Here is a 25,193-nt window from a genome sequence, read left to right on the forward strand (position 1 = left end):
GTCAGCGCAGACGTCTCAGGTCCGTCGAGGCGGGACCCTCGATGCGCTCGCCGTCGGGAGTGAAGCGCGACGCGTGCAACGGGCAGTCCCACGTGCACTCGAGGTCGTTCCATTCGAGCACGCCGCCCAGGTGCGGGCAGATCGCGCTGACCGCCCGGGTCCGACCGTCAACGGTCGAGACGCCCACCGGCCGGGCGTGGTGCTGCGCGACGGTCCCTTCGCCTTCCGCGGGCTGCGCGACCGGGGTGGACCGCCTCGCGGCGGAGGCCCAGCCGCGCGCGGCGACCCCGCCGATCTTGGCGTTCTCGGCCGCGCCACGGACGAGATCCGCGGGCACCGTCAGCCGGGTGCCGATGACCGTCATCCAGGTCGGACGCTCGCGCATCCTCTCGCCGCGCAGTTCGCTGGCGATCCGCAGCGCCGCCGCGGGCGCGTTCGTGAGCCCCCATTTGGCGTAACCGGTCGCGAAACGGACGCGACCGAGCGAGCGGGGCATCGCGCCGATGAACGGCACGAGGTTGTGCGAGGTGTAGTCCTGCGCCGACCAGCGGTGGGTCTCCGCGCCCACCGTGAACGTGTCCCGGGCCCACGCGACGAGCTCGTCGAGCTTCGCGAGCTCGCTGTCGGTCCGGCCGACGGGGTGTCCGGCGCCGCCGACGATGAGCTGCGGCGACCGCTCGGGACCGCCCGCACCGTCTGCGGCCGTCACGCTGCGCACCGATCGGGTGGGGCTGTCCGCCGACAGGTACATGCCGTCGGGCACCTCGCCCTCGAGGTCGAACGAGACGCACGCCGACCGCATCCCGCTCACCTTGGCGAAGTACAGCCCGCGGTCGGTGATGGGCGCGCCCGTGGCGAGCACGATCTTCCCGGCGAACAGCGGGCCCGCCTCGGTGTCGATCCGCGGCCGCGGCACGACCCGCACCCGCCGCACGGCCGTGCCCAGGTGGAGCCGGCCTCCGGCCGCGACGAACGCGGTCGCCAGTGCCGCCAACAGGCTCATCGGGTCGATCGCGCGCTGATCGTCCAAGGCGACGGCGCTGGTCATGCGGACGGGACCGGCAGCGAGCTCGTCGGCACCCGCGAGTCGCACGTCGAGGCCCGCCTCGCGCGCCGCCCGGTACTCGTCGGTCACGGCCGCCACACCCTCGGCGCCCTGGGCGTGCGTGTACGCGGTGCGGGTGGTGGTCGAGACCCCGAGCTCGTCGGCGGCCCGGGTGATCCATTCGAAGCCGTCGCGGTTCGCGTCGACGTAGGCCCGGACGAGGGATGCCGGGTGGTGCCGGCGCAGCGACGAGAGCGTGGTGCCCTGCAAGAGCGAGATCTTGCCGGTGTTCGAGCCCGAAGCGAGCTCGCCGATGCCGCCGCGCTCGACGATCGCGACATCCATGCCGCTGCGGACGAGTTCGAGCGCCGTCGCGAGGCCGGTCAGCCCGGCCCCCACGATGACCACGTCGTGGCGCCGCCCGGGTTCGAACGGCGTTCCGGCGGGCACGGCGACGTCGGACTTCCACAGCGCGGTCATTCCCGCAGTCAACGCCGAGCGCCGGACGGCGGCAAGCGACTTGACACTAGGCTCGGTGCCCATGACCGAGGCCTCGCGCACCCCCGGCGACCCTCTCGTGGCCGCGGCGGTCGCGCTGTTCGACGAGCAGGGGTACGAGCGCACCTCGGTCGACGACATCGCGCGGGCAGGGGGTCTGTCGCGGTCGACGTTCTTCCGGCAGTACGGGGGCAAGGACGATGTGGTCTTCGCCGACCACGACGTCGCGATCGCGGCTCTGCGCGAGCTGCTCGAGACGCCGCACGAGAGCCCGTGGCGGGCCGTGTGCGACGCCGCCCTCGCGGCCTTCGACCACTTCGCCGCCGACGTCGCGCTGGCGCGGCGCCGTTATCGCGTGGTCCGCGGAGTCCCGGCGCTGCGCGACCGCGAGATCGTCATGGTGTTCCGGTACGAGCGACTCTTCGGCGATCATCTGCGCGGGCGCCTGCCCGACCTCGATCCCGCCGAGGCCGTCGCTTTCAGCGCTGCCGTGACCGCCGTGCACAACCATGTCCTGCGCCGGCTCCTCCGCGGCGATGACGCCGTCACGCGGGCCACGGTGGAAGCCGCGCTCGACGATCTGCTGCGGCGCTTCGGCGTGCATCCCGACGGCGAGGCACCCGCCGCCGACGATGTGGTGGTCGCCGTCTTCCCGCGCCGGATGCCGCTGGCCGAAGTGACTCGCCGTCTCCGCGCCGACCTCTCCTGAGGACCACGAGTGACACTCAGTCCCATTCGGGGTGATACTGGATGCCATGAGCGATGAAGCCGACCGTCACCTCGACGCGCTCCCCGGCGAGCGCGTCGCGTCCTACGCCCTCACGGGCCGCCGCGACACCGATTACTACGCCGTCTTCGCCGACGTCGACGACGCGGACCGCGCCGCTTGGGACCGCGCCCGCGCCTTCGTCGACGAGGTGGGCGACCGGATGCAGCAGGCCTGGGACACCGCGGCCTACCCGCTCGATCTCGTCCGCCGGATGGGCGAGCTCGATCTCTTCGTCGACGGCATCGAGCATCCCGACCTGACACGCATCACCCCGCTCGGGGCGGGTCTGGTGACGATGGAGATCTCCCGCGGCGACGGCTCGCTCGGCACGGCGCAGGCGGTGCAGGGCGGGCTCGCGCTGCGCACCCTCGCCCTCTTCGGCTCCCCCGCTCAGCAGGAGCGCTGGCTGCGGCCGCTCGCCGCGGGCGAAGTGCTGGGCGCATTCGCGCTCACCGAGCCCGACCACGGCTCCGACTCGGTCTCGCTCGAGACGGTCGCCCGCCGCGAGGGCGACGAGTGGGTGCTGCGCGGGGCCAAGAAGTGGATCGGCAACGGAGCATCGGGCGGCATCACGTTCGTGTGGGCGCGGGTCGACGACGAGGGCGATGAACTGCATGGCTCCGTGCGCTGCTTCCTCGTCGAGCAGGACCGCCCGGGCTACACCGGCACCGTCATCACGGGCAAGGCGTCGCTGCGCGGCATCCACCAGGCTCACGTGGCGCTGCGCGACGTGAGGCTGCCGGCCGATGCCGTCCTCGAGGGGACTCGGTCGTTCCGGGATGCCTCGACCGTGCTCTACGCCACGCGTTCCGGAGTCGCGTGGTCGGCGCTCGGTCACGCGACCGCCTGCTACGAGGCCGCGGTCACGTACGCCGGCGAGCGCATCCAGTTCGGGCGTCCGCTCGCCCGCTCGCAGATGGTGCAGGAGCGGCTCGCGCAGATGCTCGACGAACTCACCGCGATGCAGCTCTACTGCCGCCGCCTCGCCGACCTCGAGACGTCGGGCGGCCTGCGTCCGACCCAGGCTTCGCTCGCGAAGTACCACAACACCCGGGCAGCGCGACGGATCGCGCAGATCGCGCGCGACCTGCTCGGCGGCAACGGCATCCTGCTCGAGAACGGCGTCATGCAGCACATGGCCGACATCGAGGCGATCCACACCTACGAGGGGACCGAGAGCGTCCAAGCCCTCCTGCTGGGCCGCGACATCACCGGCGTCGGCGCGTTCACCTGAGCCGTCGCCGGGGCGGCGGTTCGGAGGGAATCCGCACAAGGGAGGATGCTGCGCCGGATGCAGCCCTCCGACGCGCGGATCTCCTCCGAACTGCGACTCAGCGCGCGCGCCGGCGCAACGCGATGACCGCCACGAGCACGATGCTCCCCGCGCCCACCGCGAGGACGACCATCGACGACCACGGCACGGCCGTCGCTGAGAACCCCGCGGATGCCGCTTCGGGGAGCGGCACGCGATCGTCGCCGAGCGAGATCGGGGTCACGGTGACCTCGCCGGCGGCGAGGAACAGGGGCGCGAGCGGCAGCTCGATGCGCTGCGTCGCCGTGCCGCCGGGCAGCACCTCGAACGCCTCGGCGCCGCCCCCGCCGGGCAGAAGCCCCAGCGGACCGGCAGCCTCGGCGGCGCCGCTGACCCCGAAGCGGACGTTGCCGGTGTTCGTCACCTGGTACTCGACCGTCAGGGTGCCGGGAACGAAGGGGATCCACGAGGGCGTGAAGCTCGCCGTCGCCGCATCGATGCGGAGCGCCGGAGCGATCTCGCCGGCGACCTGCAGGTGCACGCGCACCCCGACCCGGTGCGTCACCGTCACCCCCGATTCCGCGGCGCTGAGCCCCACGACGATTCCGGCCGGGTGATCTCCCGGTGTCGCATCCGCCGGCACCGTGATCGTGACGGGCAGCACACGGGTCTCGCCCGCGGCGAGCGCGAGACCGTCGCCGTCGAGCCCCCCGACGTCGATCCACGCCCCGCCCGCTTCCGGATCGTCCGCACGGACGTCGTACGCGCCGTCGGCGCCCACGACACCGTCACCGGCGGCGACGGTGAACACGGCGGGCTCGACGGAATGGTTGGTGACCGCGATGGCATCGGTGATCGCGGCGCCCGGGTCGATCGTGTGGCGCAGTGACACCCGGCCGTCGGGACCGGCGGCGTCGGCGGGGACGACGCCCCACTCGATCGCCGGCGGCTCCGGTGCCGATGCCGATGCCGATGCCGATGCCGGGACGACGGTGAGCGAAGCGGATGCCGTGAGCGCGGCGAGCACGCCTGCCGCCAGCAGCACGGCACGGATGGGAAGGAGGCGGGGCATGAGGTCTCCGGTGAGCTGGGGCGGGGACGGGCCGGAGCCCGCCCCCGCCGATCCATCGGGGTCGCGGACCGGTCAGTCCTGCGCGAACAGGGTGAGCGTGATCTCGCTGCCGTAACGGCCGCCCGCGGCGTCCGCCGGAACCGTCAGATCCAGATCCGCGCCGATCACCGTCGAGCCCAGACGCGACGTCCGGTCGGCGGTGGCGAGCGTCGCGGGCGCGTCGAGCGTCGCCCGGCCGCCCGCGGCGGCGCCCGACTCGGAGCGGACGATGCGCGGCGCCCACGCGAGGTTCTCCGCTGCCAGCGTGCGGTTGCCGGCCACGAAGTCCGTCGCCGATCCCGCGAGCGTCCAGCCGCGTCCCTGAGCGCGGACCTCGTTGCGCGTGTCGGCGACGGTCACGAGCGGCAGCGTGGCATCCAGACTCGCCCCGGAACCGCCGAACGAGACGCGCTCCCCGTGTCCGGCGACGCTCAGGCTGAGCGCGCCGTCTGCCGGCTGGCCCGCGATCGTGGCCTCGAGCGCCACCGCATCCGCCGAGCTCCGCTGGCCGTGCCCGAGGAAGTCGAAGATCGTCTCGCCGATCGCGGTGTTGTCGAGGTAGGCGCCGCGGACGACATCCCACTGGTCGGCCCGGGCTTCGAGCACGTCGGCCCCGGCCCCCTTGGCGAACAACGGGACGAGCGCGTTCGTGTGGCCGCCCGAGTGCCACGTCAGGTCGGGAAGCTGCCCCGCCGTTCCCGTCATCGGCGTCCACCCGGTCTCGGCCCCGGCACCCGCGCCGGCGAGGTAGCCGGTCTCGTGGTCGGCGGTGACGATGACGAGCGTCTCGTCCCAGCTGCTGTTCTCCTCGACCCACGACTCGACGGCCTCGACGGCGTCGTTGAAGGCGATCTGCTCCTCGATGAGGCGCGTGGTCTGGTTCGCGTGGCCGGCCCAGTCGACCGCGCCGCCCTCGACCATGAGGAAGAAGCCGTCGTCACCCGTGTCGAGCACGTTCAGCGCTCCGCGGGCGAGGGTGTCGAGGTCGGCGACGTCGTTGGCCGGGTCGGTGTACGGCAGCGCGGCGTCGTTCGCCAGCCCGGGGCGGTTGTACTGCAGGGTCTCGGCGACCTGCGCGAGACCGAACACCTTGTCGGGGACGGCGGTGCCGGCGGCGAGAGCGTCGAAGTCGGCCGTGTCGTCGATGAAGGTGAACGGCGTTGCTCCGGTCGAGACGCGCTCGTAGTCGCTCTGCGCGATCCACGTCCAGTCGGCGGGGCGAGGCTCGTGCGCATCGGTGTACATCGGGTGGCCGCCGCCCATCAGGACGTCCACGCCGCTGTCGATCATCTCGGTCGCGAGGCCCTGGTAGTCGTTGCGGTCGGCGTTGTGGGCGATGAAACCCGCGGGGGTGGCGTGGTTGAAGGGCACGGAGGTGACGAGCCCGACCTTCTTCCCGACCTCCTGCGCCTGCTCGCCCACGGTGAGCAGGCGGTCACCGCCCGGCTCGAAGCCGAGCGTCCCGTTGTTGGTCTTCACCCCGGTTCCGAGAGCCGTGCCCGCTGCGGCGGAGTCGGTGGCGCCCGAGGCGACCCAGCCGAAGTCTCCCCACGCCTTCTCGGTGACGTACTCCGCCCGGCCCGAGGCCGAGTAGTGCGACTGGGCGACCTGGACGGGCCAGGTCTCGTAGACCTGACCGGGCGTGGCCGCCTCGTGCGCGATCGCGCCGGTCGCGGGGTCGACGGTGACCTGGTGCGCGCTCGTTCCGTGCTCGTACAGGCTCGCGGCGTCGAACTGGTTGTAGCCCGCGCCATCCGAGATCATCAGGATGACGTTCTTCGGAACGGATGCCGCGTCGGCATCGGCCGCGCTCGCGGCGACGGCCGGGGCCGACGCGAGGACGAGACCGGCGACGACGCTCGTCGCGGTCAGGGTGCAGGCGCGCGTATGCGCTCTCCGGTGCATGGAGATCCTCTTTCGTATCTGAGGGGAGGTGCGAAAGCCGCCGCGTGCGGGCGGCACTCCCACGGTCGTCGGCGGGGGTGACCGCGGGGCGACCTCTCGGCGACGCGACGGTGAACGGGAGCAGCCGCGGAGGTGACCGCCGTGGATCGCGCCCTGCCCCGCGCGCGGCTCGAGCGCAACCCCGCGTCAGGGGCGTCGCGGTCCGCTAGCGTCGTCGTCATGAGCCTGTTCCGACGCAGACCGCGGCCCGAGATCGTGCTGGCGGATGCCATCGACCGCGACGCCGAGCGACCCCCTGCGGGCCTGTGGGCCGACGGCTTCGGCCGCCTCGCGATCCGCGGCGTGCAGATCATCGTCCTGGTGATCCTCGCGATCGGCGTCGTCTACGTGCTGCGGCAGGTGTCGGTCGTGGCGATCCCGCTGATCCTCGCGCTCATCTTCGCGTGCGCGTTCGCCCCCGCCATGGGCTGGATGCGCCGCCACGGCGTGCCGTCGCTGCTCGCGACGATCATCACACTGCTCACGATCGTGGTGCTGCTGAGCGGCCTGTCGTGGCTCATCGTCTGGGCCGTCCGCGACCAGTGGGACGACCTGTACTCGCAGGCGGAGGAGGGCTTCCAGCAGCTCGTCGCATGGGCGCAGACGCTTCCCTTCTCGATCGATCAGAAGCAGATCGACGAGTGGCTGGGCGCTCTCGGCGACTTCGTCACCAGCGCTCAGTTCGGTTCGGGCGCGATCGCAGGGGTCAGCGCCGTGGCGACGTTCATCACCGGGGCCGTGCTGCTGGTGGTGATCCTGTTCTTCTTCCTCAAGGACGGACCCCGCATGTGGGAGTTCCTGCTGCGCCCCTTCCGCGGGGCGAACGAGATGCGCGCTCGCCGCATCGGCGACAAGACGGTGGTCGTGCTCGGCTCCTACATCCGCGGCACCGCGGCGGTCGCCTTCGTCGACGCGGTCGGCATCTTCATCGCGCTGCTCGTGCTCCAGGTGCCCCTCGCCATCCCCCTCGCCGTGCTCGTGTTCCTCCTGGCCTTCATCCCGATCGTGGGTGCGACCCTCGCCGGCATCCTGGCCGCACTCGTCGCCCTCGTCGCGAACGGCCCGCTCAACGCCGTCCTCGTCGTCGGCGCCGTCGTGCTGGTCAACCAGCTCGAGGGCAACTTCCTGCAGCCCGTGCTCATGGGTCGCACGATGAAGCTGCATTCGTTCGTCGTGCTGGTCGCCCTGACGGCCGGCACCGCGATCGGCGGCATCCTGGGCACGCTGCTCGCCGTCCCGATCACCGCCGTCGTCTGGGGCATCGTGCAGGTGTGGGACGGCCCGAACCTTCCGGCCCGCTGGGCCCGGCCCAAGCCCCGCGAACAGCTGCAGGCCTGAGGAATCGCGATGACGTACGACATCCCCGCCCCGATGCTCGCGAAGGCGGTGCCCGCGATCCCGGATCCGGGCCGCTACGAGGCGGGGCTGTCGTTCGAGCCCAAGTGGGACGGATTCCGCGCGATCGTCTCGTGGGACGGCGAGAACGTCGAGATCGGCAGCCGGGGGTCGAAGCCCCTCACCCGCTACTTCCCCGAGCTCGTCGACGCGTTCGCGCGGCTGCTTCCCGAGCCGTGCCTCATCGACGGTGAGATCGTCGTGGCGACCGACACGGGGGCCGGCCGGCGGCTGCAGTGGGAAGCGCTGTCGCAGCGCATCCATCCGGCGGCGTCGCGGGTGACGCTGCTGAGCCGGCAGACCCCGGCGATGTTCATCGCGTTCGACCTCCTGGCGCGCGGCGAGCGCGACCTCCAGGGCGACCCCTTCTCGCGGCGGCGCAGCGAGCTCGTCGAGCTGCTGCGCGCCGTGCCCGATCCGATCCACGTGACGCGCGCGACGGACGACGTGGAGACCGCCCGCCGCTGGCTCGCGGAGTTCGAGGGCGCGGGCCTCGACGGCGTCGTCGCCAAGCCCAACGATCAGCCGTATGCCCCCGGCAAGCGCACGATGCTCAAGATCAAGCACGCGCGCACCGCGGACGTCGTCGCGATCGGATACCGCATCCACAAGTCCGGCACGGGCGTCGGCTCGCTCCTCGTCGGGCTCTACGGCGACGACGGCGAGCTGCACGGCGTCGGCGGCGTGTCGGCCTGGAGCGACAAGCGGCGCCGTGAGCTGATCGACGAGCTCGAGCCGCTGGTCGAGCGGGACGCCGCCGGGGCCGCGGTCACCGGCGAATCCGACCGTTCGCGCTTCGCGTCGTCGAAAGACGTCTCGTTCGTGCGGCTGCGCCCCGAGCTCGTGCTCGAGGTGCGCTACGACCAGCTCGAGGGACGGCGGTTCCGGCACACGGTCCAGTTCGAGCGCTGGCGCCACGACCGGGATGCCCGCTCGTGCACCTTCGATCAGCTCGAGACGGTCGCGGCGTTCGACCTCGCCGACGTCCTGGACTGACGGCGCGGGCGACACCGCCCGTTCACTCCGCGGTCACCGGTCGTTGCGCGCCCCTTCCTAGCGTGCGGGAGTCGCTCTCCCCCTGCATCCGAAGGACCGCTGCATGCATCCCGCTCCCTCCCGTCCGCAGTCGCGCCCCCGTCGCGCCGCCGTCCCGGCTGCGGCTGTCGCCGCGTTCACCGCCGCGTCCCTCGCCCTCGGCGCCGCGGCCCCTGCCGGCGCCGCCGACGGAGAACTCCTCGACGACAGCGCGATCGCGCCGCACGCCGCCCCCTACGGCACGTTCGTCGACACCTACACCGCGAACAGCTCCGCCAACACGACCCCCGAGACGAACCCCGCGATCGGCGTGCTCTCGGGCATGCTCGACCTCTGGCAGCCCGGCGCGACGTGGGACACCGGCCGGGCGACGGATGCCGGCGCGCCGGTGCTCGACGCCAACATCGCGCGCAACGTCGAGGTGGCGCGCACGCGCACGGCGGCGGACGAGACCGCCGCGTGGGTGTTCGACCGCCGCCACCAGAGCTACAGCGCCATCGACGGGCTCGGCCCGGCCGCGTCGGCCTTCCGCGCGGCGATGAACGCCGGAACCACGATCCCGGGCACCGTTCCCGCCGATGCCACGACCGTGCGCTACGACGACGGCGGCAACTCCGCAGGACGCTGGGCCGACCCCGGATCCGAGCTCGGTTCGGTCGTCGCTCTCGTCGACACGGTCCGCGGGCCCGCGGCCTCGTCGAACCCGTCGAAGAACTTCTTCGGCTACAAGCGGCCGTTCCGGTGGGTCGACGACTCGATCATCGTCCCCGCGCTGCTGCCCGTGCGCAAGCCCGACAGCGAGGCGGCGAGCGACGGCGGGTTCCCGAGCGGTCACACCAACGCCGCCTACCTGGCCTCGTTCGCCCTCGCCGACGCGGCGCCGCAGTACCAGGACCGGCTCATCGCGAACGCGGCCGAGATCGGCGACAGCCGCATCGTCGCGGGGATGCACTCGTCGCTGGACGTCATCGGCGGCCGCGTGCTGGCGACCGCCCTCGCCGCCGCCAGCCTCAACGACCCCGCCAACGCCGAGCTGCGCGCCGCCGCGTCGGCCGAGGCGCAGGGGCTGCTGGCGACGCTCCCCGCCGCGGCATCCACGTCTGCGCTCGACGACGCCGGCTACGATGCCCTCGCGCAGGAGTACCGCGAGCGCATGACGTACGGACTGCCGACGACGGGCGACACCGGCCAGCCGGCTCGCGTGCCGGCGGGGGCCGAGGTGCTTCTCGAGCACCGCCTGCCCTACCTCGACGCCGAGCAGCGCCGCTGGGTGCTCTTCTCCACGGCCATCGGCTCCGGTCACGCCGTGCTCGACGACCCCGAGGGCTGGGGACGGCTCAACCTGTTCGAGGCGTCGAACGGATACGGCGCCTTCGACACCGACGTCACGGTGACGATGGACGCCGATGCCGGCGGCTTCGCCGCAGCCGACGAGTGGCGCAACGACATCGACGGTGCCGGGTCGCTGACGAAGGACGGCTCCGGCGCCCTCGTCCTGTCGGGCGAGAACTCCTACACGGGTGGCACCGTCGTCGACGCCGGAACGCTGCGGGCCGCGGCACCCACCGCCCTCGGCGCTGGAGACCTCACGGTCGCCGGCGGCTCCCTCGTCGAGACGACGTCGGGGCTGATCGTGGGCGGCGACTACACGCAGGCGGATGCCGCCACCCTCGAGCTGTCGATCGACGACGCAGGTCCCGCTCTCGCGATCTCCGGCACGGCCACGCTCGGCGGAACCCTGCGCGTCGATCTCGCGGGGGCTGCGCCGGTCTCGCCCCTGCGGCTGATCTCCTACGGCGCTCGCGTCGCCGACACGAGCTTCGACGCGGTCGAGCTCACCGCGGCCGGGGCGGGCTTCGACGGCAGGCTGGAATACCGCGCCGACGGCGTCTACCTCGTTGCGGCCGCGGCGCCGGGTGAGGTACCGGGTGAGACGCCCGGCGCGACCCCGGGAGAGACTCCGGGCGTCCCCGCGCCCGCCGACCCGGATGCCGACGGAAGCGGTTCGGCCGCAGCCGGAGGAGCCGGCGTCGCAGCACGTCCCGCCGCGGACCGCATCGCGCGAACCGGCGGGGAGGGAGCGCCGATCGGCCTGATGATCGGTGGCGTCCTCCTGGCAGCAGGCGGCGGGACCGTGCTGCTCTCGCGCGGCCGGCGTCCGGCGCGGCGCTGACCGGACCGCAACCGGATTGGCCCGGCCGATCCTCCCACCCGAGCCCTCCCCTCGGGTGGGAGGATCGAACCATGCGGGATGACCAGCGCGACGACGTCCCCGACGGCACCGCCGAACTGCACCTCGAGCCGCTGCGATTCATCGCACGGACGGATGCGGTGCTCCGTCTCGGGACGCTCATGCTCGGCGCCGGGGCCTCGTCGGCGCGCGTGCGCGACACGATGGACCGCACCGCCCACGGGCTCGGTCTCGAACGCTTGGAATCGCGCGTCGGGATGACCGACATCGTCATCACGGCTCAGCGGGGACAGCTGTTCCGCACGCGCGTCGCCGAAGTGCGGCATCCGGTCGTCAACTCCGAGCGCATCGCGGAGGTCATGCACCTCTCGCACCGGGTCGCGGCGGGCGTCACCGCCGACGAGCTGCAGCGTGAGCTCGACCGGATCGAACGGATGCCGCCGCGCTACCCCACCGCCGTGCGGGTGCTCGCCGCGGCGGCGGCTTGCACGGCCTTCGCGTTCCTGAACAACGGCGGCTGGGCGGAGTGCCTCAGCGTGGCGCTGGCCGTCGCGCTCGGCCAGTACGTGCGCATCCGCGGCGCCCGGCTGCAGGTCAACGAGTTCCTCCTCGTGTTCCTGTCGGCCTCGGCCGCACTCCTCGCCTTCCTCGGCGTCTCGCACCTGATCGAGCTGCTCGGCGCGCCGTCGCCGCAGTACGGCGCGGCCCTGACGAGCGCCGTGCTGTACCTCGTGCCCGGCTTCCCCCTGGTCACGGGCGCGCTCGACCTCGCCCGGCTCGACCTCAACGCGGGAGTGAACCGCGTCGTGTACGCGTGCCTGGTGCTGCTGTCGACGGGGTGCGCGGTGTGGGCGGTGGCCGCCGTGTTCCAGACGAGCGCCGTCGCGATCGCGGCCCCGGAACTGGGCGAGCCGCTGCTGTCGCTGGGACGCCTCGTCGCGGGCTTCGTCGGCGTCATGGGATTCGCGCTGCTGTTCTCGACACCGTGGCGCATCGCTCTCGCCGCGGCTGCGATCGGTGCGATCGCCAACGTGGGCCGTCTGCTCATGATCGATCACGGCACGATGCAGCCCGTTGCGGCAGCCGCCGCCGGTGTCGCCGTCGGATTCGGGGCCTTCGCCGTCTCGCGCTTCGTGCGGGCGCCGCGCATCACGCTGACCGTGCCGGCCGTTCTCATCATGGTGCCGGGAGCGTCGGCCTACCGCGCGATCGTCGGCACCATCGAGGGCGACACCATCAGCGCCGTGCAGTACGGGGTGACCGCCGTGTTCGTCGTCGTCGCTCTGGCGGTGGGACTCACCGTCGCCCGCGTCGTCACCGAGCGCGAATGGCAGCGCCCCTCCGCACGGTGACACGAGCCGTGCGCGCCGGCGCCAGCGCTGCTGTGGCTACTCCGGCTGCCGAGCGCGGCTGGGCTGCACGCGCGGCGGCTCGCCCGGCATCTTCGGGAACTCCGGCGGGAACGGCAGCTCGCCGAGTCCGGCATCCAGGTCGCGCTGCCACCACGCCAGGAGGGTGTCGATGCGGCCGGGCGCGGCCTGCAGCTCGGCCCAGGGGTCGCCGACGTCGGCCAGCCGCTGCGGCACCGAGCGGACCGTGAACGATGACGGATCGACTCCGGCCTCGAGCTCGTCCCAGGTGATCGGGGTGGCGACGGTCGCCGCCGGCAGCGCCCGCGCACTGTAGGCGCCGGCCATCGTACGATCGCGGTTGGCCTGGTTGAAGTCGACGAAGATGCGCTCGCCCCGCTCCTCCTTCCACCAGTTCGTCGTGACTCGGTCGGGCATCCGGCGTCCCAGCTCCCGCCCGGCGGCGATGACCGCGTGGCGGACGTCGAGGAACTCGTGCGTCGGCTCGATGGGGCAGAACACGTGCAGGCCGCGGTTGCCGCTGGTCTTGAGGAACGCCGTCAGCCCGGCCTCGGCGAGGACCTCGCGGAGGGCGGGCGCGACGGCCGCGGCGTCGTCGAAGTCCGTGCCGGGCTGCGGGTCGAGGTCGATCCGCAGCTCGACGGGGTTGTCGGTGTCCGCGGCGAGCGACGCCCACGGGTGGAAGACGACGGTGTTCATCTGCACGGCCCAGACGACGGCGGCCGTCTCGTTCAGCACGACCTGCGGATGCCGCCGCCCGCTGTTGTAGGTGCACACGACCTGATCGACGTATGCCGGGGCGCCCTTCGGCGGATTCTTCGAGAAGAACCGCTCCCCCTCGATGGTGTCGGGGAAGCGCTCGAGCGAGACGGGGCGATGGCCGTTCGCACGGAGGAACGGCTCGGAGACGGCGATCGCGTACTCGGCGTACTCGTGCTTGGTGATCCCGAGCTCGGGCCACAGCACGCGGTTGGGGCTGGAAAGACCGACCTCGCGGTCGCCCTCGGGGCCTGGCACGGTCAGGGTGATGCGCTCGCTCGCCATGGCCCGACCCTAGGCCGTCGGGATCGGATGACGTACCCCCTGGACAATTCCGCCGGCGGAATGCTCGGCGACGGAGCCGATGTACCGATACACCTGTCGGATCGGCGGTGCTGGTGATGCCTCGAGCCGGGAGCGAGGGCTCACGAGCCACGCCGGCCCGACGGATGTATCAGCGCGACGGCGTCGTCAGGATGCCGGTGGCTCGGAGGCCGGCTCGGCCGGCGCCGGCGCAGGCGCGGGATCGGGCTCGTCGGCGCGGGCGAGGACGGGGCCGAGATCGGCTCGGTCGACGTGGATCCACGGGCCGCCCGGGTCGACGATGACGCCGTTCAGCGCGGGGTTCGACTGCAGCGCGCGCCCGAGCTGCGCGGCGGTGACCGGCACCGGCCGGTCGCCGCGCTGCAGCACGAGCACCTCGAGCGGGTGCGAGTAGACCTCCAGGCGCCGTTCGCCCGACGCGGTGCGCGACTCGGCGAGGCCGAGCTGACCGCTGTCGCCCGCGGGTCCGGCCGCCACCCACAGGGGCACCTGTGCGAGAGCCGCGCCGACAGCGGCAGCGGTCTCGGGGCCGCGCGGTCCGGCGAGCAGGTTCTTGATCGTGAAGGCGGGATCGCCCTCCTCGAACGCCTTCGTGATGAGCTGCACCGGCAGGACGATCCGCGAGCCGGCGACCGCGTGATCGATGATGAGGCCCTCGTACGGCCCCTCGATGGCGTTGCGGAAGACATTGGCGACCGGAAGCCCGAGAGCCGAGGTGTCACGATCGCCGTCGGCTTCGACGCTCGCGCGGAGCGAGGCGCCGCCGGTGAAGGCGAGGAGGAAGCGGGCGCCGTCGATCTGCGAGACGGCGAGCGTGATCGGCTTGCCCTCGGCTGTGAGGGCCCGCGCATCGCCGCGAACGCGGACGTACATCGTGCCCTGCATGCTCTGGCGCATGACGTTCATGACGTCGACGTTGCCGGGCTTCTCGGGCAGCGAGGCCAGCGCCGCCTGCACCAGCGTGTTGTCGGGCATGCCCGTCACCGTCTCGGTGCGAGCCGGCGCCTCTGCCGGCGGGCGGGTGACCGTTCGCTCGGGCTGGGCCGGCGCGACGGGCTGAGCGGGAGCGCCGAACGTCGACATCGAGATGCCCACGTGGGGCACGGTCTCGGCCGACGCCTCCTCGGCGGCAGGCGCGGCGGCATCGCCGTCGACGTCGGCGTCGACCTCGTCGGCGTTCGTGGTCTGGCTCGTGGTGTCTCGCGCGGAGCGCTTGAAGATCGCCATGCCCTCGAGCCTAACCCGCACCCCCGCGCAGCGCCGGGGGTTGCGTCACAGCTTGACGATCGGTGCGATCTTGATGAGCAGCTTCTTCGGGCCGGCCGAATCGAAGCGAACGTGCGCGACGCGCTTCGCGCCTTCGCCCGTGACCGCGTCGACCCGGCCCTCGCCGAAGTCATCGTGCTTGATGCGATCACCGGGGCCGAGCTCGAGGTCGCCGTTGTCGCGCACCTTGGCCGGGATGCGGTTGGCGAACTTGGCGATGTCGCCGCTCTTCTCGCGGCGCGGGAGCGGCACGAGATCATCGCCGTAGCGCTTGCCCGACCCGCCGAATCCGCCGCCGGCCCCGCCCGTTCGCCGGCCGTTGAGCGCGCGCGACTGCATGCCGCCGCGTGAGTTCACGTCGCCGGGAGACTGCCGCCAGTCGATGAGGTCGTGCGGGATCTCCTGCAGGAAACGGCTCGGCATGGCGGCGGAGACCTCGCCGAACTGCGCGCGCGTCATGGCGAGCGAGAGGTGCAGGCGCTTGCGAGCACGGGTGAGCGCGACGTAGAAGAGGCGCCGCTCTTCCTGGGGACCGCCGGGCTCGTTCGCCGAGATGCGGTGCGGGATGAGGTCTTCTTCGACGCCCGTGACGAACACGGCGTCGTACTCGAGGCCCTTGGCCGTGTGCATCGTCATGAGGGAGACGGTTCCCGAGGCATCATCGAGGTCGTCGGCGTCGGCGACGAGCGCGACCTCGGTGAGGAAGTCGAGGATGGTGCCCTCGGGGTTGTTGCGGGCGAACTCGCGCGTCACCGCGATGAGCTCGTCGAGGTTCTCGAGGCGCGCCTCATCCTGCGGGTCGCGGCTCGCGCGCAACGCGTCCATGTAGCCCGACTTGTTGAGCAGGAGCGTCAAGCCCTCGGTCACGGCCGTCGGCGGGGCGATCTCGCCCGAGCTCGGCAGCATGATCTCGGATGCCTCGGCGAGCACGGCGTCGAGCTGCGCGATCACGGCCTGGATCTTCGGCCCCACACCGAGCGCCGCGGCGTTGGCGAGTGCATCGCGGAAGGTGATCTGGTGGTCGGCCGCGTACCGCGCGATGGACGTCTCGGTCACGTCGCCGATGCCGCGGCGCGGGCGGTTCAGGATGCGGCGGACCGCGAGCTCGTCGGCGGGGTTCGCGACGGCGACGACGTAGGCCAGCGCGTCCTTGATCTCGGCGCGGTCGTAGAACTTCGTGCCGCCCATGATCTTGTAGGGGATCGCTGCGCGGATGAAGATCTCTTCCAGCGCGCGGGACTGCGAGTTCGTGCGGTAGAACACCGCCATCTGCGAGTACGGCACCGACGAGCGGTGCAGCGCTTCGATCTCGTCGGCGACGAACTGGGCCTCGTCGTGCTGCGAGTAGCCGGTGAAGCCGACGATCGCGTCGCCGGCGCCGACATCCGTCCAGAGCTTCTTGTCTTTGCGGTCGAAGTTGTTCGAGATGACGGCGTTCGCGGCCGAGAGGATGTTCTGCGTCGAGCGGTAGTTCTGCTCGAGGAGCACGACCTTCGCGCCGGGATAGTCGCGCTCGAACTCGGTGATGTTGCGGATGTCGGCGCCGCGGAACGCGTAGATCGACTGGTCGGAGTCACCGACGACGGTCAGCGAGGCCGCCTCGACCTCGGGGGCCGACTCGGGCTCGAAGATCATCATGCCGCCCGACGAGAACGCGTCGCCGCCCTGTCCCTGAACGGGACGGGTCAGCTCGTGGATCAGCGCGTACTGGGCGTGGTTGGTGTCCTGATACTCGTCGACGAGGATGTGTCGGAACCGCTTGCGGTAGACGTCGGCGACGTGCGGGAACGCACGGAACAGGTACACCGTCTGCGCGATGAGGTCGTCGAAGTCGAAGGCGTTGGCGCGCTGGAGGGCGGACTGGTACGCGCCGAAGAGCTCGACGAACACGCGCTCGGCGGGATCGGACATGTTCGCCTGGCGCGCATACGAGTCGGCGTCGGCGAGCTCGTTCTTGAGCTTGGAGATGCGGCTCTGCACGCCCGCGGGCGTGAGCCCGAAGGCGTCGGCCTCGTGCTCTTTCACGAGACGCTTGATGAGAGCCCGCGAGTCACCGGAGTCGTAGATCGTGAAGTTCTTGGTGAAGCCGAACTGCTGCGCCTCACGCCGGAGGATGCGTACGCACGCCGAGTGGAACGTCGAGATCCACATGCCCTGCGCGCTGTCGCCGATCAGCTGCTGCACGCGCTCGCGCATCTCCCCGGCGGCCTTGTTGGTGAAGGTGATGGCGAGGATCTGGCTCGGCCATGCCTCGCGGCCGCGCAGGAGCGAGGCGATGCGATGCGTGAGCACCCGGGTCTTGCCCGAGCCGGCGCCCGCGACGATCAGCAGCGCCGGGCCGCGATAGGTCACCGCCTCGCGCTGGGGCGGGTTGAGCCCCTCGAGGAGGTCGGCGTCGGGACGCTCGCCCGAAGAGGCGCCGGGGCGCACGGATGCGGCGGACCCGACGATGACGGGCTTGATGGGCTCTGGCATGACCACTCGATTCTACGTTCGGCCGCCGACACCCGTTCGGACCGGTCAGAGCAGACGACGGGCCGTCGCCCAGGCGGTCAGCTCGTGCCGAGACGACAGCTGCAGTTTGCGCAGCACCGCCGAGACATGCGTCTCGACAGTCTTCACCGAGATGAACAGGTCGGCCGCGACCTCCTTGTAGGCGTAGCCGCGGGCGATGAGGCGCATGACCTCCTGCTCGCGCGACGACAGCCGGTCGAGCTCATCGACCGCCGTCGCCGTCTCACCCGCCACCGCGCCGAACGCGTCGAGGACGAAACCCGCGAGGCGCGGGGAGAAGACGGCGTCGCCGCCCGCCACCGCCACGACGGCGCGGCTCACCTCGTCACCCGACGACCCCTTGGTGATGTATCCCCGCGCGCCGGCTCGGATGACGCGGACGACGTCGTCGGCGGCATCCGAGACGCTCAGCGCGAGGAACCGCGCCGATGTCGGGGCGGCCCGCCCGATCACCTCCGCTCCCCCGGCGCGGTCCTCGCCCGATCCGCCGGGCAGATGCACGTCGAGCAGCACGACGTCGGGTTCCGTTCGCGCGATGACCTCGACGGCGGATTCCACGTCGGCGGCCTCGCCGACGACCGCGATCCCGGCGGACAGATCCGCCCGGAGCCCCGACCGGAAGATGGAGTGGTCGTCGACGATGACGACGCGCAGCCCGTCAGCCACGCGCGTCACCGGCACCGCCGACGTGGAGGTGGACCTCGGTGCCGCCCGATGCCGCCGTCCGGACCGTTGCCGATCCCCCGGCGCGCCGCATCCGGCCGATGACCGACTCGCGAACGCCCAGCCGGTCGTCCGGGATCGCGGTCACGTCGAACCCGGGGCCGCGATCCCGGACGTACACGTCGACCCCGCGGGATCCGCCCTCGATGTAGACCGAGACGTCTCCGCCGGCGTGCCGGGCGGCGTTGAGCATCGATTCGCGCGCTGCCGCCGCCAGTTCACCGCTGGCCTGCTCGGCCGACAGCCCAGCGGAGACCACGTCGATCCGCACCGCATAGTCGAGCTCGAGCGCGGCGGCGTAGTCGCGCAGGTCGGTGGCGAGGTCGCTGTCGGGGTGCGCTTCGCCGTCGAAGAGCCAGGCGCGGAGCTCCCGCTCCTGCGCCCGGGCGATGCGGGCGGCCTCGCTCGAGGCACCCGCCGTGTTCTGGATGAGCGCGAGCGTCTGCAGCACCGAGTCGTGCAGATGCGCCGCCATCGCGCTTCGCTGCTCCTCGCGAATGCGCCGCACGCGCTCCCCCGACAGATCTCCCCACCGGCTCGCGAGGGCGGACCCGACCAGCGCGAGCAGTCCCGCGACGGGGACGATAAGGGCAGGAAGCGCCACGATCCCGTCGGAATCAACGCGCGGCAGCATCGCGAGGAGCACGACGATCAGGATGCCGGCCGCGGCGGCCCGCACCGCGACGGCGTGTCGGGCTCCGCGATCGACGTCGCGGCGGTCGACGAGCTCCGCCCAGCATCCCGAGACCGTCGCGAGAACGCTCACGACCGCGACCACCGCGACGAGCGCCGGCGAGAACGACCGTGACATCCACGCGTCTCGCGCCTCGACGGCCAACACCGCGAAGAGGATCGGCAGCGCGGCGGTCGCCGCGGACACACCGATCCACGCGACCGGGGCCCGCCGCGTCGGCTCGGCCGGACCCGGCTGCCACGGCACGAGGGTCCAGAGCCAGAGGTACAGCAGCGGCCCCGCCCCCGCGACGAGCGTCAGGACGACGAACAGCGCACGGATGCTGCCCGCACTGACCCGGAGGTGCCTCGCGAGCCCCGCGCTGACGCCCGAGACCACGCTGTCGCGCGAGCGCTCCAGCGGCGGCCGCGTGCCCGGGCCGATGGCCGGTCGCCGGGGCGGAGGTCCCGGGTGCACGGCGGGAGTCGCGAGAGCGGAGGACATGGCGACATCCAATCACTCCGGCCGCGGCCGCACACCAGCGCCGGCGCAGGATCAGGGATGCCTCAGGGCGATCCCCCATATCGTCCGGCGCCCCGTTCGCCGCAGGATCGGATCATGACTTCCGCGCCGCCCCTCGCCGCTCCGCCGGCACTCGATCCCGCGTCGCCGACGGAGGGCCGGTTCTTCCGCTGGGTCGATGCCCTCGGCGTCGCCCGCCGAGACGGGTGGATCGGCGGCGTGTGTGCGGGAGTGGCGGCACGGTGGGGCATCGACCCGGTCATCGTGCGCGGCCTCGCCGCGGTCGCGATCGTCATCGGTCTTCCCGCCATCGTCGCCTACGCCGCCGCCTGGGCGATCCTGCCCGACATGTCGGGGCGTTCCCATGCCGCCGACCTCGAGCGCGGCCGGTTCTCGTACGCTCAGGGCGCGATCCTCACCGTCGCGATCGTCGGCGTGCTCCAGGGCCTCGGCCTGCTCGTCACCGTCACGGCGCTCGCGACCGGTTCGAGCGCCGGCGCCGTCGTGACCGTCCTCGTGGCGCTCGCCCTCATGGGCGGAACCGTCCTCGCGGCCGCCGTGATCGCGCTGCTCATCCGCAGCGCCCGCCGGGCTCGGCGCCCGGAGAAGGTCCCGGACGCGCCCGCCGGTGACTCGACCGCGGATGCCGGCGCCGAGGCGGCGGAGGTCGCGGCCGCGCCCGCCGAGCCCGCGCCACCGAGCGACGACGCCGACGCAGCCGGCCTGGCCGCCTGGCGCGCGCAGCACGCCGCCTGGAAGGAGCGCGATCGCGCCTGGCGCCGAGAGCAGGACGACGCCGATCGCGCCGCTCGCACCGCCGCGCGGGACGAGCGTCGCGCCGCGGCCGCCGTATTCGCACGCGAGGCGGCCGAGCGCCGTCGAGTTCGGCGCGCGGAGCGGCCGCGCACCAGCATCGCGTTCGTCGCGGTGACGGCCGGCGCTGCCGTCGTCACAGGCACGATCGCCGCGCTCACTGCTTCGGGCGATGCGGACGTGGCGCTCGGGCTGTTCGCCGCGGCCACCGTCACGGCGATCGCCATGATCGTCGCCGGAGCCATCCGCCGCCGGAGCGGCTTCCTCGCCTTCGCGACCGTGTGCCTGCTCATGGGCGGAGGCGTCGCGGTCGCCGCCTCCGTCGTCGAAGAACTGCACATCGGCGTCTACGGGATCTCGAACGTCTCATCCGATGCCGGGGCGGAGACCTACCGTCAGACGTTCGGCGAGCTCCGCGTCGAGCTGGTCGATGCGCCCGATGCGGCGCCGCTGACCATCGAGAAGGGGTCGGGCTCGACGTATGTGACGGTCGCACCCGGTGTCGAAGTGACCCTGCACGCATCCGTCGGCGACGATACGTCACTGATCCTCTCGGAGGGCGACGAATGGACCGTGCTCACCGACGGCCCCGACGCGCGGGACCTCGGCGCGAACCGGACCGCGGTCGATATGACGATCCCCTCTCGAGGCGAGACGACGACGCGTCAATCGCTGACCCTCGACCAGGAGAGCGGCTACATCGAGATCCGCCTCCTCGAACCGAAGGAGACCGACCGATGACCGACCTGGTCACCACCGAAGGCACAGCGTTCCCCTCGCCTCCTGCTCGCCCCCGGGTGCGGTGGGCCGGTGTCGTGTGGGGCCTCGCCTTCGCGACGCTCGCCGTCGCCGGCATCGTGCTCACCCGTTCACCTGACGCGTACGGCGGACTGATCGAGTGGGTGACGGCGATCTCGATTCCGACGCTCATCGCGACGGCGCTGTTGACCGCGGGCGCCGCGATCCTGGTCGCGGGAATCGTCGGCATGCTGCGGCACGCTCAGCGCTCGCTGGCGGCCCGCCGCACTGCCGCTCCTGCCGCGGATCACGTGACCGAGGCACCCGCGCGTCACACGACGTAGCACGACGACTTCGGCCTTCACACCTCTGGCGACCCGGCCGGCGCCCACGTAGCGTGAGGGCATCGCGGCGATCCGGGTGGTCCCGGGCATCGGCTCATAACCGATCGCGTTGCGGGTTCGACTCCCGCCGTCGCGTCCATTCGGGTCTCAATCCTCATCGAGCGCATCGAGCCGTCGCAGCGCATCCCGCGCTCGGGCGAGACGGTCCGCCTCGGGCTCGTCCCACCAGTACGGCCCGCGCTCCCCCAGGCCGTGCTTGGCAAGGCCCACGCGCTCGCGCGCCGCAGCCACCGCGTCGTCGTCTCCGCGACGCTTCGCGGCTCCCACCGCGGATCGACCGCGGCCGAGGTGGGATGTCAGCGCGGCGACGACATCGTCGGGAAGCGACGGATCGGTGCGTCGCCAGCGCCGCCCGTCCACGACGAGCCAGCGCTCGGAATCGACATCGGCCACGGACTCAGTATGAGCCGTGGCCGATGTCGAAGGGATGCTGCGGGTCAGGCGCGACGGAACTCGGCGCGAATGGGGCAGTCGAACGGGTCGCGAGCAGCGAGTCCGACGCGGTTGAGATAGTCGATGACGATGGCGTACGACCGCCACAGGGTCGTCTCGGTGTACGGAACGTTCAGGGCGTCGCACTGGTCCTTGACGATCTCGCGGGCGCGGGCGAGTGCCGGCCGCGGCATGTTCGGGAAGAGGTGGTGCTCGATCTGGTAGTTGAGGCCGCCCATGAGCCACGTCGCCCACCAGCCGCCGCCGATGTTGCGCGAGGTGCGCACCTGCTTGCTGAAGAAGTCGAGCTTCGCGTCGGGCGCGATGATCGCCATGCCCTTGTGGTTCGGCGCGAACGAGGCGCCCATGTACAGCCCGAACACGGCGACCTGCACTCCGAAGAAGGCGAAGGCCATGCCGATCGGCAGGAAGATGAAGACCGGCGCCACGAAGAGCGCGAACCGCGCGAGGATCAGGGTGATCTCGAGCGCGCGCTTCTTCACCGGGCCTCGGCTGACGAGGTGGCGCATCGACAGCGCGTGCAGGTTCAGGCCTTCCAGCAGCAGCAGCGGGAAGAAGAACCAGCCCTGGCGCTGCGTGATGAACCGGCGTATGCCGCGGGCGGTGGCCGCGTCCTCTTCGATGAACGAGATCGTGTCGATCTCGATGTCGGGGTCCTTGCCGACCTTGTTCGGGTTCGAGTGGTGACGGGCGTGCTTCGACGTCCACCACGACAGGCTCATACCGACGACGCCGACGGCGAGGAAACGGGCGAGCCGGTCGTTCGCGGGGCCGGAGGCGAGCACCTGACGGTGGTCGGCTTCGTGGGCGAGGAACGCGACCTGCGTGAAGACGATGCCGAGCGCTGCGGCGATGAGCAGCTGGAACCAGCTGTCGCCGAGGAGGACGAAGCCGGTGACGCATCCGCCGATCGCGAGGACGAGGGCGAGGCCGACGAGGCCGTAGAACCACGGCGTGCGGCGGAGGAGACCCGATTCACGGACGACACGCGAGACATCGGTGAAGGCGTGGGCCATCGGAGGGAAATCGGCTGTTCCGGCATAGGTGGTGCGGACGGGGCCGAGACGCGACTCGACGACGGATGAAGCGATGGGAGCACCTGCTGACTCGTTCGTGACCGGGATGGTCGGGGAGCGGAAGGCGGATGCCGACGGCTGCGGCCCACACTACGGAGCGATGGATCGCCGCAGCGGCATATGCCCGGCTCTCATCGCGGATGCACGGCGACCGCTCAGGTGACGGTGGCCGGCTCGGCTACTCGGAGCCGTCGAGGAACGCTCCGGTGCGCGGAGTGTCGGGCGGCTCCGGCACGACGTACAGTCCCGTCGGCGAGTTGGCGGTGTAGGTCAGCGCCTCGAGCCACGCGCGATTCAGCGACGGCGTCCGGCTGCCGTAGTACTTGAAGACGAGGCCGCAGCCCGGGTGCAGCCACACCGTCGTCCGGCCGTCGCCGATGCTGACGTCGTCCTTCCACGTGAGGGTGAACGCCTCGCCGCGCCGCAGCTTCGTCGTGATCACGGTCTGAAGGTGCGCGAGCGTCCGATCCTCGAAATCCGCTCGGATCTGGTTCTCGTAGATGAAACGACCCATCGCGTCTCCTTCCGGTCCGGCCCGACCCTAGTGCCCGCGAGCCACCGCCGGCATCCCCTTGTGCTCGAGGACGGGATCGGTAGTCTCGCCTGACGCGGCGTGCTCGACGCCGGTGCGATGAAGGGCGGATGCCGTGTCCAAGAGAGTCGACGTGTTCTACGGCGGTCGCCCCTACAGCATCGGCGGCCGCGACATCGATGACATCCGAGCCGAGATCGCCGCCGCCCTCGCGCTCGGTCACGGCTGGCTCACCGTCAACGACGGCGAAGGCGTGGCCCAGACGACGGACCTCCTCATCACCCCCGGCGTCGACGTCACCCTCGCCGACATTCCCGGCGAATGAGCGTGTTACGTAGTCAGCCGTAAAAGTCAACCCCCTCCCCACTCCCTGACAACTGCCTGAAATCTGCGGTGGCACAGCACGTCTGTGCGCGTCGCGGATCGAGTGCGCGCGGAACGGATTCTTCCGCGCGACCCCCCGACACGATCGCGGAAGCTGTTGATCGCGCCGAAGGGCGCGCAAGGAGGAATATTGGGCAGGTTTGTTTACGACGGCAACAATCGCGTCGAGATCGAGGACCGTACGCTCGCACACCTCCAGATGACCATCGGGGCGAAGCTCCGCCGCGGTGAGGCGTTCTTCTTCACCTGGAAGGACGACGTCAGGGTCGGCAAGGGCCGCACGACCGTGTGGATGCACGCCGGCGCCTCTCTCGTCTTCACGTTCCACGGCAGCCGCACACCCGCGATCAATCGCGCCTGGCTCGAGGCGCTCATGTATACGGCCAACTCCCCCAGCGGGCTCTACGTCGTCCCCGAGCCGGCGGAGTCCGCGACCGACAAGCTCGTTGTTGAATAGTCAGCCCAATCGGCGGGGGTTGCAGACCGACGACCCCGGTCGGGCACAGGAATCGGTCAGCTCGCTGTTCGAGACCCCCGTATCGCTCGCCGTCGACGGCGCGGCGCCGTTCCGCTACGAGATGGCGGCGCTGGCCCACCCGGCCGCCGCCGCAGCCGCCATGCGGTTCACCGGGACGATGCGTTCGGGTACACGGGCTTTCCCGCGTCTCGTGGTGGCGCACGCGGCGCACGGCAGCCACCGCTGGCAGATCGGCAGCGAGTCGGGCGACGGCCGGACCCCCTTCATCGTGCCTCCGGACACGGAGTTCGCGGCCGAGTTCGGCCAGCTGCACCTGCGCACCTTCAGCATCACGACCGAGACGCTCGATCACGTCCTGCGAGCGATGATCGGAGACGACCCACGCCACCTGCAGTTCTCGGGCCTGAACCGTCGGGCCGAGAACCCGCGGCTCGTCGCCGAAACCCTGCGCTTCCTCGAGGCGACCGTGCTGGCCGACGAGAAGGTGGCTGCTTCGCCCCTCATGCGCACTCAGCTGGTGCACCAGGCGGTCGCCTCGCTCGTGACCGCGTTCCCCCTCATCGACCCCGACGAGGGCGAGCGGCGCCGCCCGACCGCGCGCGCCGTCCGCCGGGCCGTGGCCTTCATGGAGGAGAACGTCAGCAACCCCATCAGCATCAGCGACATCGCGGTGGCCTCGGGAACGTCGGTGCGAGCACTCCAGAGCGCGTTCCACAAGGCGTTCGAGATACCGCCGAGCACCTACCTGCGCCGCCTGAGGATCGAGGGCGCGCATCGCGAACTGCGCGCCGCGCCTCCCGGCTCGACGACGGTCCGGGATGTCGCCCTGCGCTGGGGCTTCGCGCACACGGGGCGCTTCGCGCAGCTCTACGCCGCGATGTACGGCGAGCACCCGTCGCACACGCTCCGCCGCTGAGGGCGGTT

The 25,193-nt window shown here is 71.7% G+C and carries 22 protein-coding genes and 1 tRNA gene; 12 read left to right on the plus strand and 11 right to left on the minus strand.

Annotated elements, in window-relative coordinates; all coding sequences use genetic code 11:
- Nucleotide 1: 1 nt before the first annotated feature.
- Entirely contained in the window at nt 2–1,525 is a 1,524-nt protein-coding gene (locus CI089_RS03420) for an FAD-dependent oxidoreductase (protein ID WP_094261219.1), read from the minus strand.
- 61 nt (nt 1,526–1,586) lie between these two features.
- Between CI089_RS03420 and CI089_RS03425 the strand changes: the two genes are divergently transcribed.
- Nucleotides 1,587–2,252: a TetR/AcrR family transcriptional regulator gene (locus tag CI089_RS03425; RefSeq protein ID WP_094260267.1), complete on the plus strand. Its 666-nt coding sequence runs from the start codon at nt 1,587–1,589 to the stop codon at nt 2,250–2,252.
- 46 nt (nt 2,253–2,298) lie between these two features.
- Entirely contained in the window at nt 2,299–3,546 is a 1,248-nt protein-coding gene (locus CI089_RS03430) for an acyl-CoA dehydrogenase family protein (protein WP_094260268.1), read from the plus strand.
- Between the two features lie 97 nt (nt 3,547–3,643).
- On the opposite strand, the gene CI089_RS03435 is transcribed toward CI089_RS03430, so the two are convergent.
- Entirely contained in the window at nt 3,644–4,636 is a 993-nt protein-coding gene (locus CI089_RS03435; protein WP_094260269.1) for a hypothetical protein, read from the minus strand.
- Nucleotides 4,637–4,708: 72 nt separating this feature from the next.
- A complete protein-coding gene (locus CI089_RS03440) occupies nt 4,709–6,580 on the minus strand; it encodes an alkaline phosphatase (protein WP_094260270.1) in 1,872 nt (623 codons plus the stop codon).
- A 219-nt stretch (nt 6,581–6,799) separates the two neighbouring features.
- Between CI089_RS03440 and CI089_RS03445 the strand changes: the two genes are divergently transcribed.
- The 4 genes from CI089_RS03445 (at nt 6,800) to CI089_RS03460 (ending at nt 12,592) form a co-directional block, all read left to right on the plus strand.
- Nucleotides 6,800–7,957 carry an AI-2E family transporter gene (locus CI089_RS03445; RefSeq protein WP_094261220.1) on the plus strand — a complete coding sequence of 386 codons (1,158 nt, stop codon included), beginning with the start codon at nt 6,800–6,802 and terminating at the stop codon, nt 7,955–7,957.
- 9 nt (nt 7,958–7,966) lie between these two features.
- The gene (locus CI089_RS03450) at nt 7,967–9,010 is read left to right on the plus strand and encodes an ATP-dependent DNA ligase (RefSeq protein ID WP_094260271.1); all 1,044 of its coding nucleotides are present in this window, start codon (nt 7,967–7,969) and stop codon (nt 9,008–9,010) included.
- Nucleotides 9,011–9,113: 103 nt separating this feature from the next.
- Nucleotides 9,114–11,222 carry a phosphatase PAP2 family protein gene (locus CI089_RS03455; protein ID WP_094260272.1) on the plus strand — a complete coding sequence of 703 codons (2,109 nt, stop codon included), beginning with the start codon at nt 9,114–9,116 and terminating at the stop codon, nt 11,220–11,222.
- A 71-nt stretch (nt 11,223–11,293) separates the two neighbouring features.
- A complete protein-coding gene (locus CI089_RS03460; protein WP_094260273.1) occupies nt 11,294–12,592 on the plus strand; it encodes a threonine/serine ThrE exporter family protein in 1,299 nt (432 codons plus the stop codon).
- A 36-nt stretch (nt 12,593–12,628) separates the two neighbouring features.
- Here the strand turns inward: CI089_RS03460 and ligD are convergent, their stop codons facing one another.
- From ligD to CI089_RS03485, 5 genes are all read right to left on the minus strand, one after another.
- Nucleotides 12,629–13,654, minus strand: a complete 1,026-nt coding sequence (ligD, locus tag CI089_RS03465; protein ID WP_094260274.1) for a non-homologous end-joining DNA ligase — start codon at nt 13,652–13,654, stop codon at nt 12,629–12,631.
- Nucleotides 13,655–13,840: 186 nt separating this feature from the next.
- Nucleotides 13,841–14,920 carry an SseB family protein gene (locus CI089_RS03470; RefSeq protein WP_094260275.1) on the minus strand — a complete coding sequence of 360 codons (1,080 nt, stop codon included), beginning with the start codon at nt 14,918–14,920 and terminating at the stop codon, nt 13,841–13,843.
- 45 nt (nt 14,921–14,965) lie between these two features.
- On the minus strand, nt 14,966–17,434 hold the full coding sequence (locus CI089_RS03475) for an ATP-dependent helicase (protein ID WP_094261221.1): 2,469 nt from the start codon (nt 17,432–17,434) through the stop codon (nt 14,966–14,968).
- 45 nt (nt 17,435–17,479) lie between these two features.
- Entirely contained in the window at nt 17,480–18,139 is a 660-nt protein-coding gene (locus CI089_RS03480) for a LuxR C-terminal-related transcriptional regulator (protein ID WP_094261222.1), read from the minus strand.
- Nucleotides 18,132–19,373, minus strand: a complete 1,242-nt coding sequence (locus tag CI089_RS03485) for an ATP-binding protein (protein WP_094260276.1) — start codon at nt 19,371–19,373, stop codon at nt 18,132–18,134. The genes CI089_RS03480 and CI089_RS03485 overlap by 8 nt, the downstream gene beginning before the upstream one ends.
- A 114-nt stretch (nt 19,374–19,487) precedes the next feature.
- On the opposite strand from CI089_RS03485, the gene CI089_RS03490 reads away from it, so the two are divergent.
- From CI089_RS03490 to CI089_RS16355, 3 genes are all read left to right on the plus strand, one after another.
- Complete coding sequence (locus tag CI089_RS03490) at nt 19,488–20,945, plus strand: PspC domain-containing protein (RefSeq protein WP_179223215.1); 1,458 nt, start codon at nt 19,488–19,490, stop codon at nt 20,943–20,945.
- Nucleotides 20,942–21,286: a hypothetical protein gene (locus CI089_RS03495; protein ID WP_094260278.1), complete on the plus strand. Its 345-nt coding sequence runs from the start codon at nt 20,942–20,944 to the stop codon at nt 21,284–21,286. The genes CI089_RS03490 and CI089_RS03495 overlap by 4 nt, the downstream gene beginning before the upstream one ends.
- Nucleotides 21,287–21,349: 63 nt before the next feature.
- Nucleotides 21,350–21,425: transfer RNA gene (locus tag CI089_RS16355), tRNA-Met, on the plus strand.
- A gap of 8 nt (nt 21,426–21,433) precedes the next feature.
- Here the strand turns inward: CI089_RS16355 and CI089_RS03500 are convergent.
- From CI089_RS03500 to CI089_RS03510, 3 genes are all read right to left on the minus strand, one after another.
- A complete protein-coding gene (locus CI089_RS03500; RefSeq protein ID WP_094260279.1) occupies nt 21,434–21,739 on the minus strand; it encodes a biopolymer transporter Tol in 306 nt (101 codons plus the stop codon).
- A gap of 44 nt (nt 21,740–21,783) precedes the next feature.
- Complete coding sequence (locus CI089_RS03505; protein ID WP_373441587.1) at nt 21,784–22,890, minus strand: fatty acid desaturase family protein; 1,107 nt, start codon at nt 22,888–22,890, stop codon at nt 21,784–21,786.
- 163 nt (nt 22,891–23,053) lie between these two features.
- Nucleotides 23,054–23,389 (minus strand): DUF7882 family protein, encoded by a 336-nt coding sequence (locus CI089_RS03510; protein ID WP_094260281.1) that lies wholly within the window; start codon nt 23,387–23,389, stop codon nt 23,054–23,056.
- A gap of 133 nt (nt 23,390–23,522) precedes the next feature.
- On the opposite strand from CI089_RS03510, the gene CI089_RS03515 reads away from it, so the two are divergent.
- The 3 genes from CI089_RS03515 (at nt 23,523) to CI089_RS03525 (ending at nt 25,185) form a co-directional block, all read left to right on the plus strand.
- Nucleotides 23,523–23,732 carry a hypothetical protein gene (locus tag CI089_RS03515; RefSeq protein ID WP_094260282.1) on the plus strand — a complete coding sequence of 70 codons (210 nt, stop codon included), beginning with the start codon at nt 23,523–23,525 and terminating at the stop codon, nt 23,730–23,732.
- 189 nt (nt 23,733–23,921) lie between these two features.
- Complete coding sequence (locus CI089_RS03520) at nt 23,922–24,248, plus strand: DUF7882 family protein (RefSeq protein WP_094260283.1); 327 nt, start codon at nt 23,922–23,924, stop codon at nt 24,246–24,248.
- Between the two features lie 19 nt (nt 24,249–24,267).
- Nucleotides 24,268–25,185 carry a helix-turn-helix domain-containing protein gene (locus tag CI089_RS03525; RefSeq protein WP_094260284.1) on the plus strand — a complete coding sequence of 306 codons (918 nt, stop codon included), beginning with the start codon at nt 24,268–24,270 and terminating at the stop codon, nt 25,183–25,185.
- Nucleotides 25,186–25,193: the final 8 nt, after the last annotated feature.

The sequence above is a fragment of the Microbacterium sp. Yaish 1 genome, assembly GCF_002245215.1.
GTDB lineage: Bacteria > Actinomycetota > Actinomycetes > Actinomycetales > Microbacteriaceae > Microbacterium.

Coding starts and splice junctions, on each gene's coding strand:
- CI089_RS03470 (WP_094260275.1), bottom strand. CDS start 14,920: ATGGCGATCTTCAAGCGCTCCGCGCGAGACACCACGAGCCAGACCACG.
- CI089_RS03425 (WP_094260267.1), top strand. CDS start 1,587: ATGACCGAGGCCTCGCGCACCCCCGGCGACCCTCTCGTGGCCGCGGCG.
- CI089_RS03420 (WP_094261219.1), bottom strand. CDS start 1,525: ATGACCGCGCTGTGGAAGTCCGACGTCGCCGTGCCCGCCGGAACGCCG.
- CI089_RS03510 (WP_094260281.1), bottom strand. CDS start 23,389: ATGGGTCGTTTCATCTACGAGAACCAGATCCGAGCGGATTTCGAGGAT.
- CI089_RS03430 (WP_094260268.1), top strand. CDS start 2,299: ATGAGCGATGAAGCCGACCGTCACCTCGACGCGCTCCCCGGCGAGCGC.
- CI089_RS03495 (WP_094260278.1), top strand. CDS start 20,942: ATGACCGACCTGGTCACCACCGAAGGCACAGCGTTCCCCTCGCCTCCT.
- CI089_RS03445 (WP_094261220.1), top strand. CDS start 6,800: ATGAGCCTGTTCCGACGCAGACCGCGGCCCGAGATCGTGCTGGCGGAT.
- CI089_RS03450 (WP_094260271.1), top strand. CDS start 7,967: ATGACGTACGACATCCCCGCCCCGATGCTCGCGAAGGCGGTGCCCGCG.
- CI089_RS03440 (WP_094260270.1), bottom strand. CDS start 6,580: ATGCACCGGAGAGCGCATACGCGCGCCTGCACCCTGACCGCGACGAGC.
- CI089_RS03485 (WP_094260276.1), bottom strand. CDS start 19,373: ATGTCCTCCGCTCTCGCGACTCCCGCCGTGCACCCGGGACCTCCGCCC.
- CI089_RS03490 (WP_179223215.1), top strand. CDS start 19,488: ATGACTTCCGCGCCGCCCCTCGCCGCTCCGCCGGCACTCGATCCCGCG.
- CI089_RS03455 (WP_094260272.1), top strand. CDS start 9,114: ATGCATCCCGCTCCCTCCCGTCCGCAGTCGCGCCCCCGTCGCGCCGCC.
- CI089_RS03435 (WP_094260269.1), bottom strand. CDS start 4,636: ATGCCCCGCCTCCTTCCCATCCGTGCCGTGCTGCTGGCGGCAGGCGTG.
- CI089_RS03475 (WP_094261221.1), bottom strand. CDS start 17,434: ATGCCAGAGCCCATCAAGCCCGTCATCGTCGGGTCCGCCGCATCCGTG.
- CI089_RS03460 (WP_094260273.1), top strand. CDS start 11,294: ATGCGGGATGACCAGCGCGACGACGTCCCCGACGGCACCGCCGAACTG.
- ligD (WP_094260274.1), bottom strand. CDS start 13,654: ATGGCGAGCGAGCGCATCACCCTGACCGTGCCAGGCCCCGAGGGCGAC.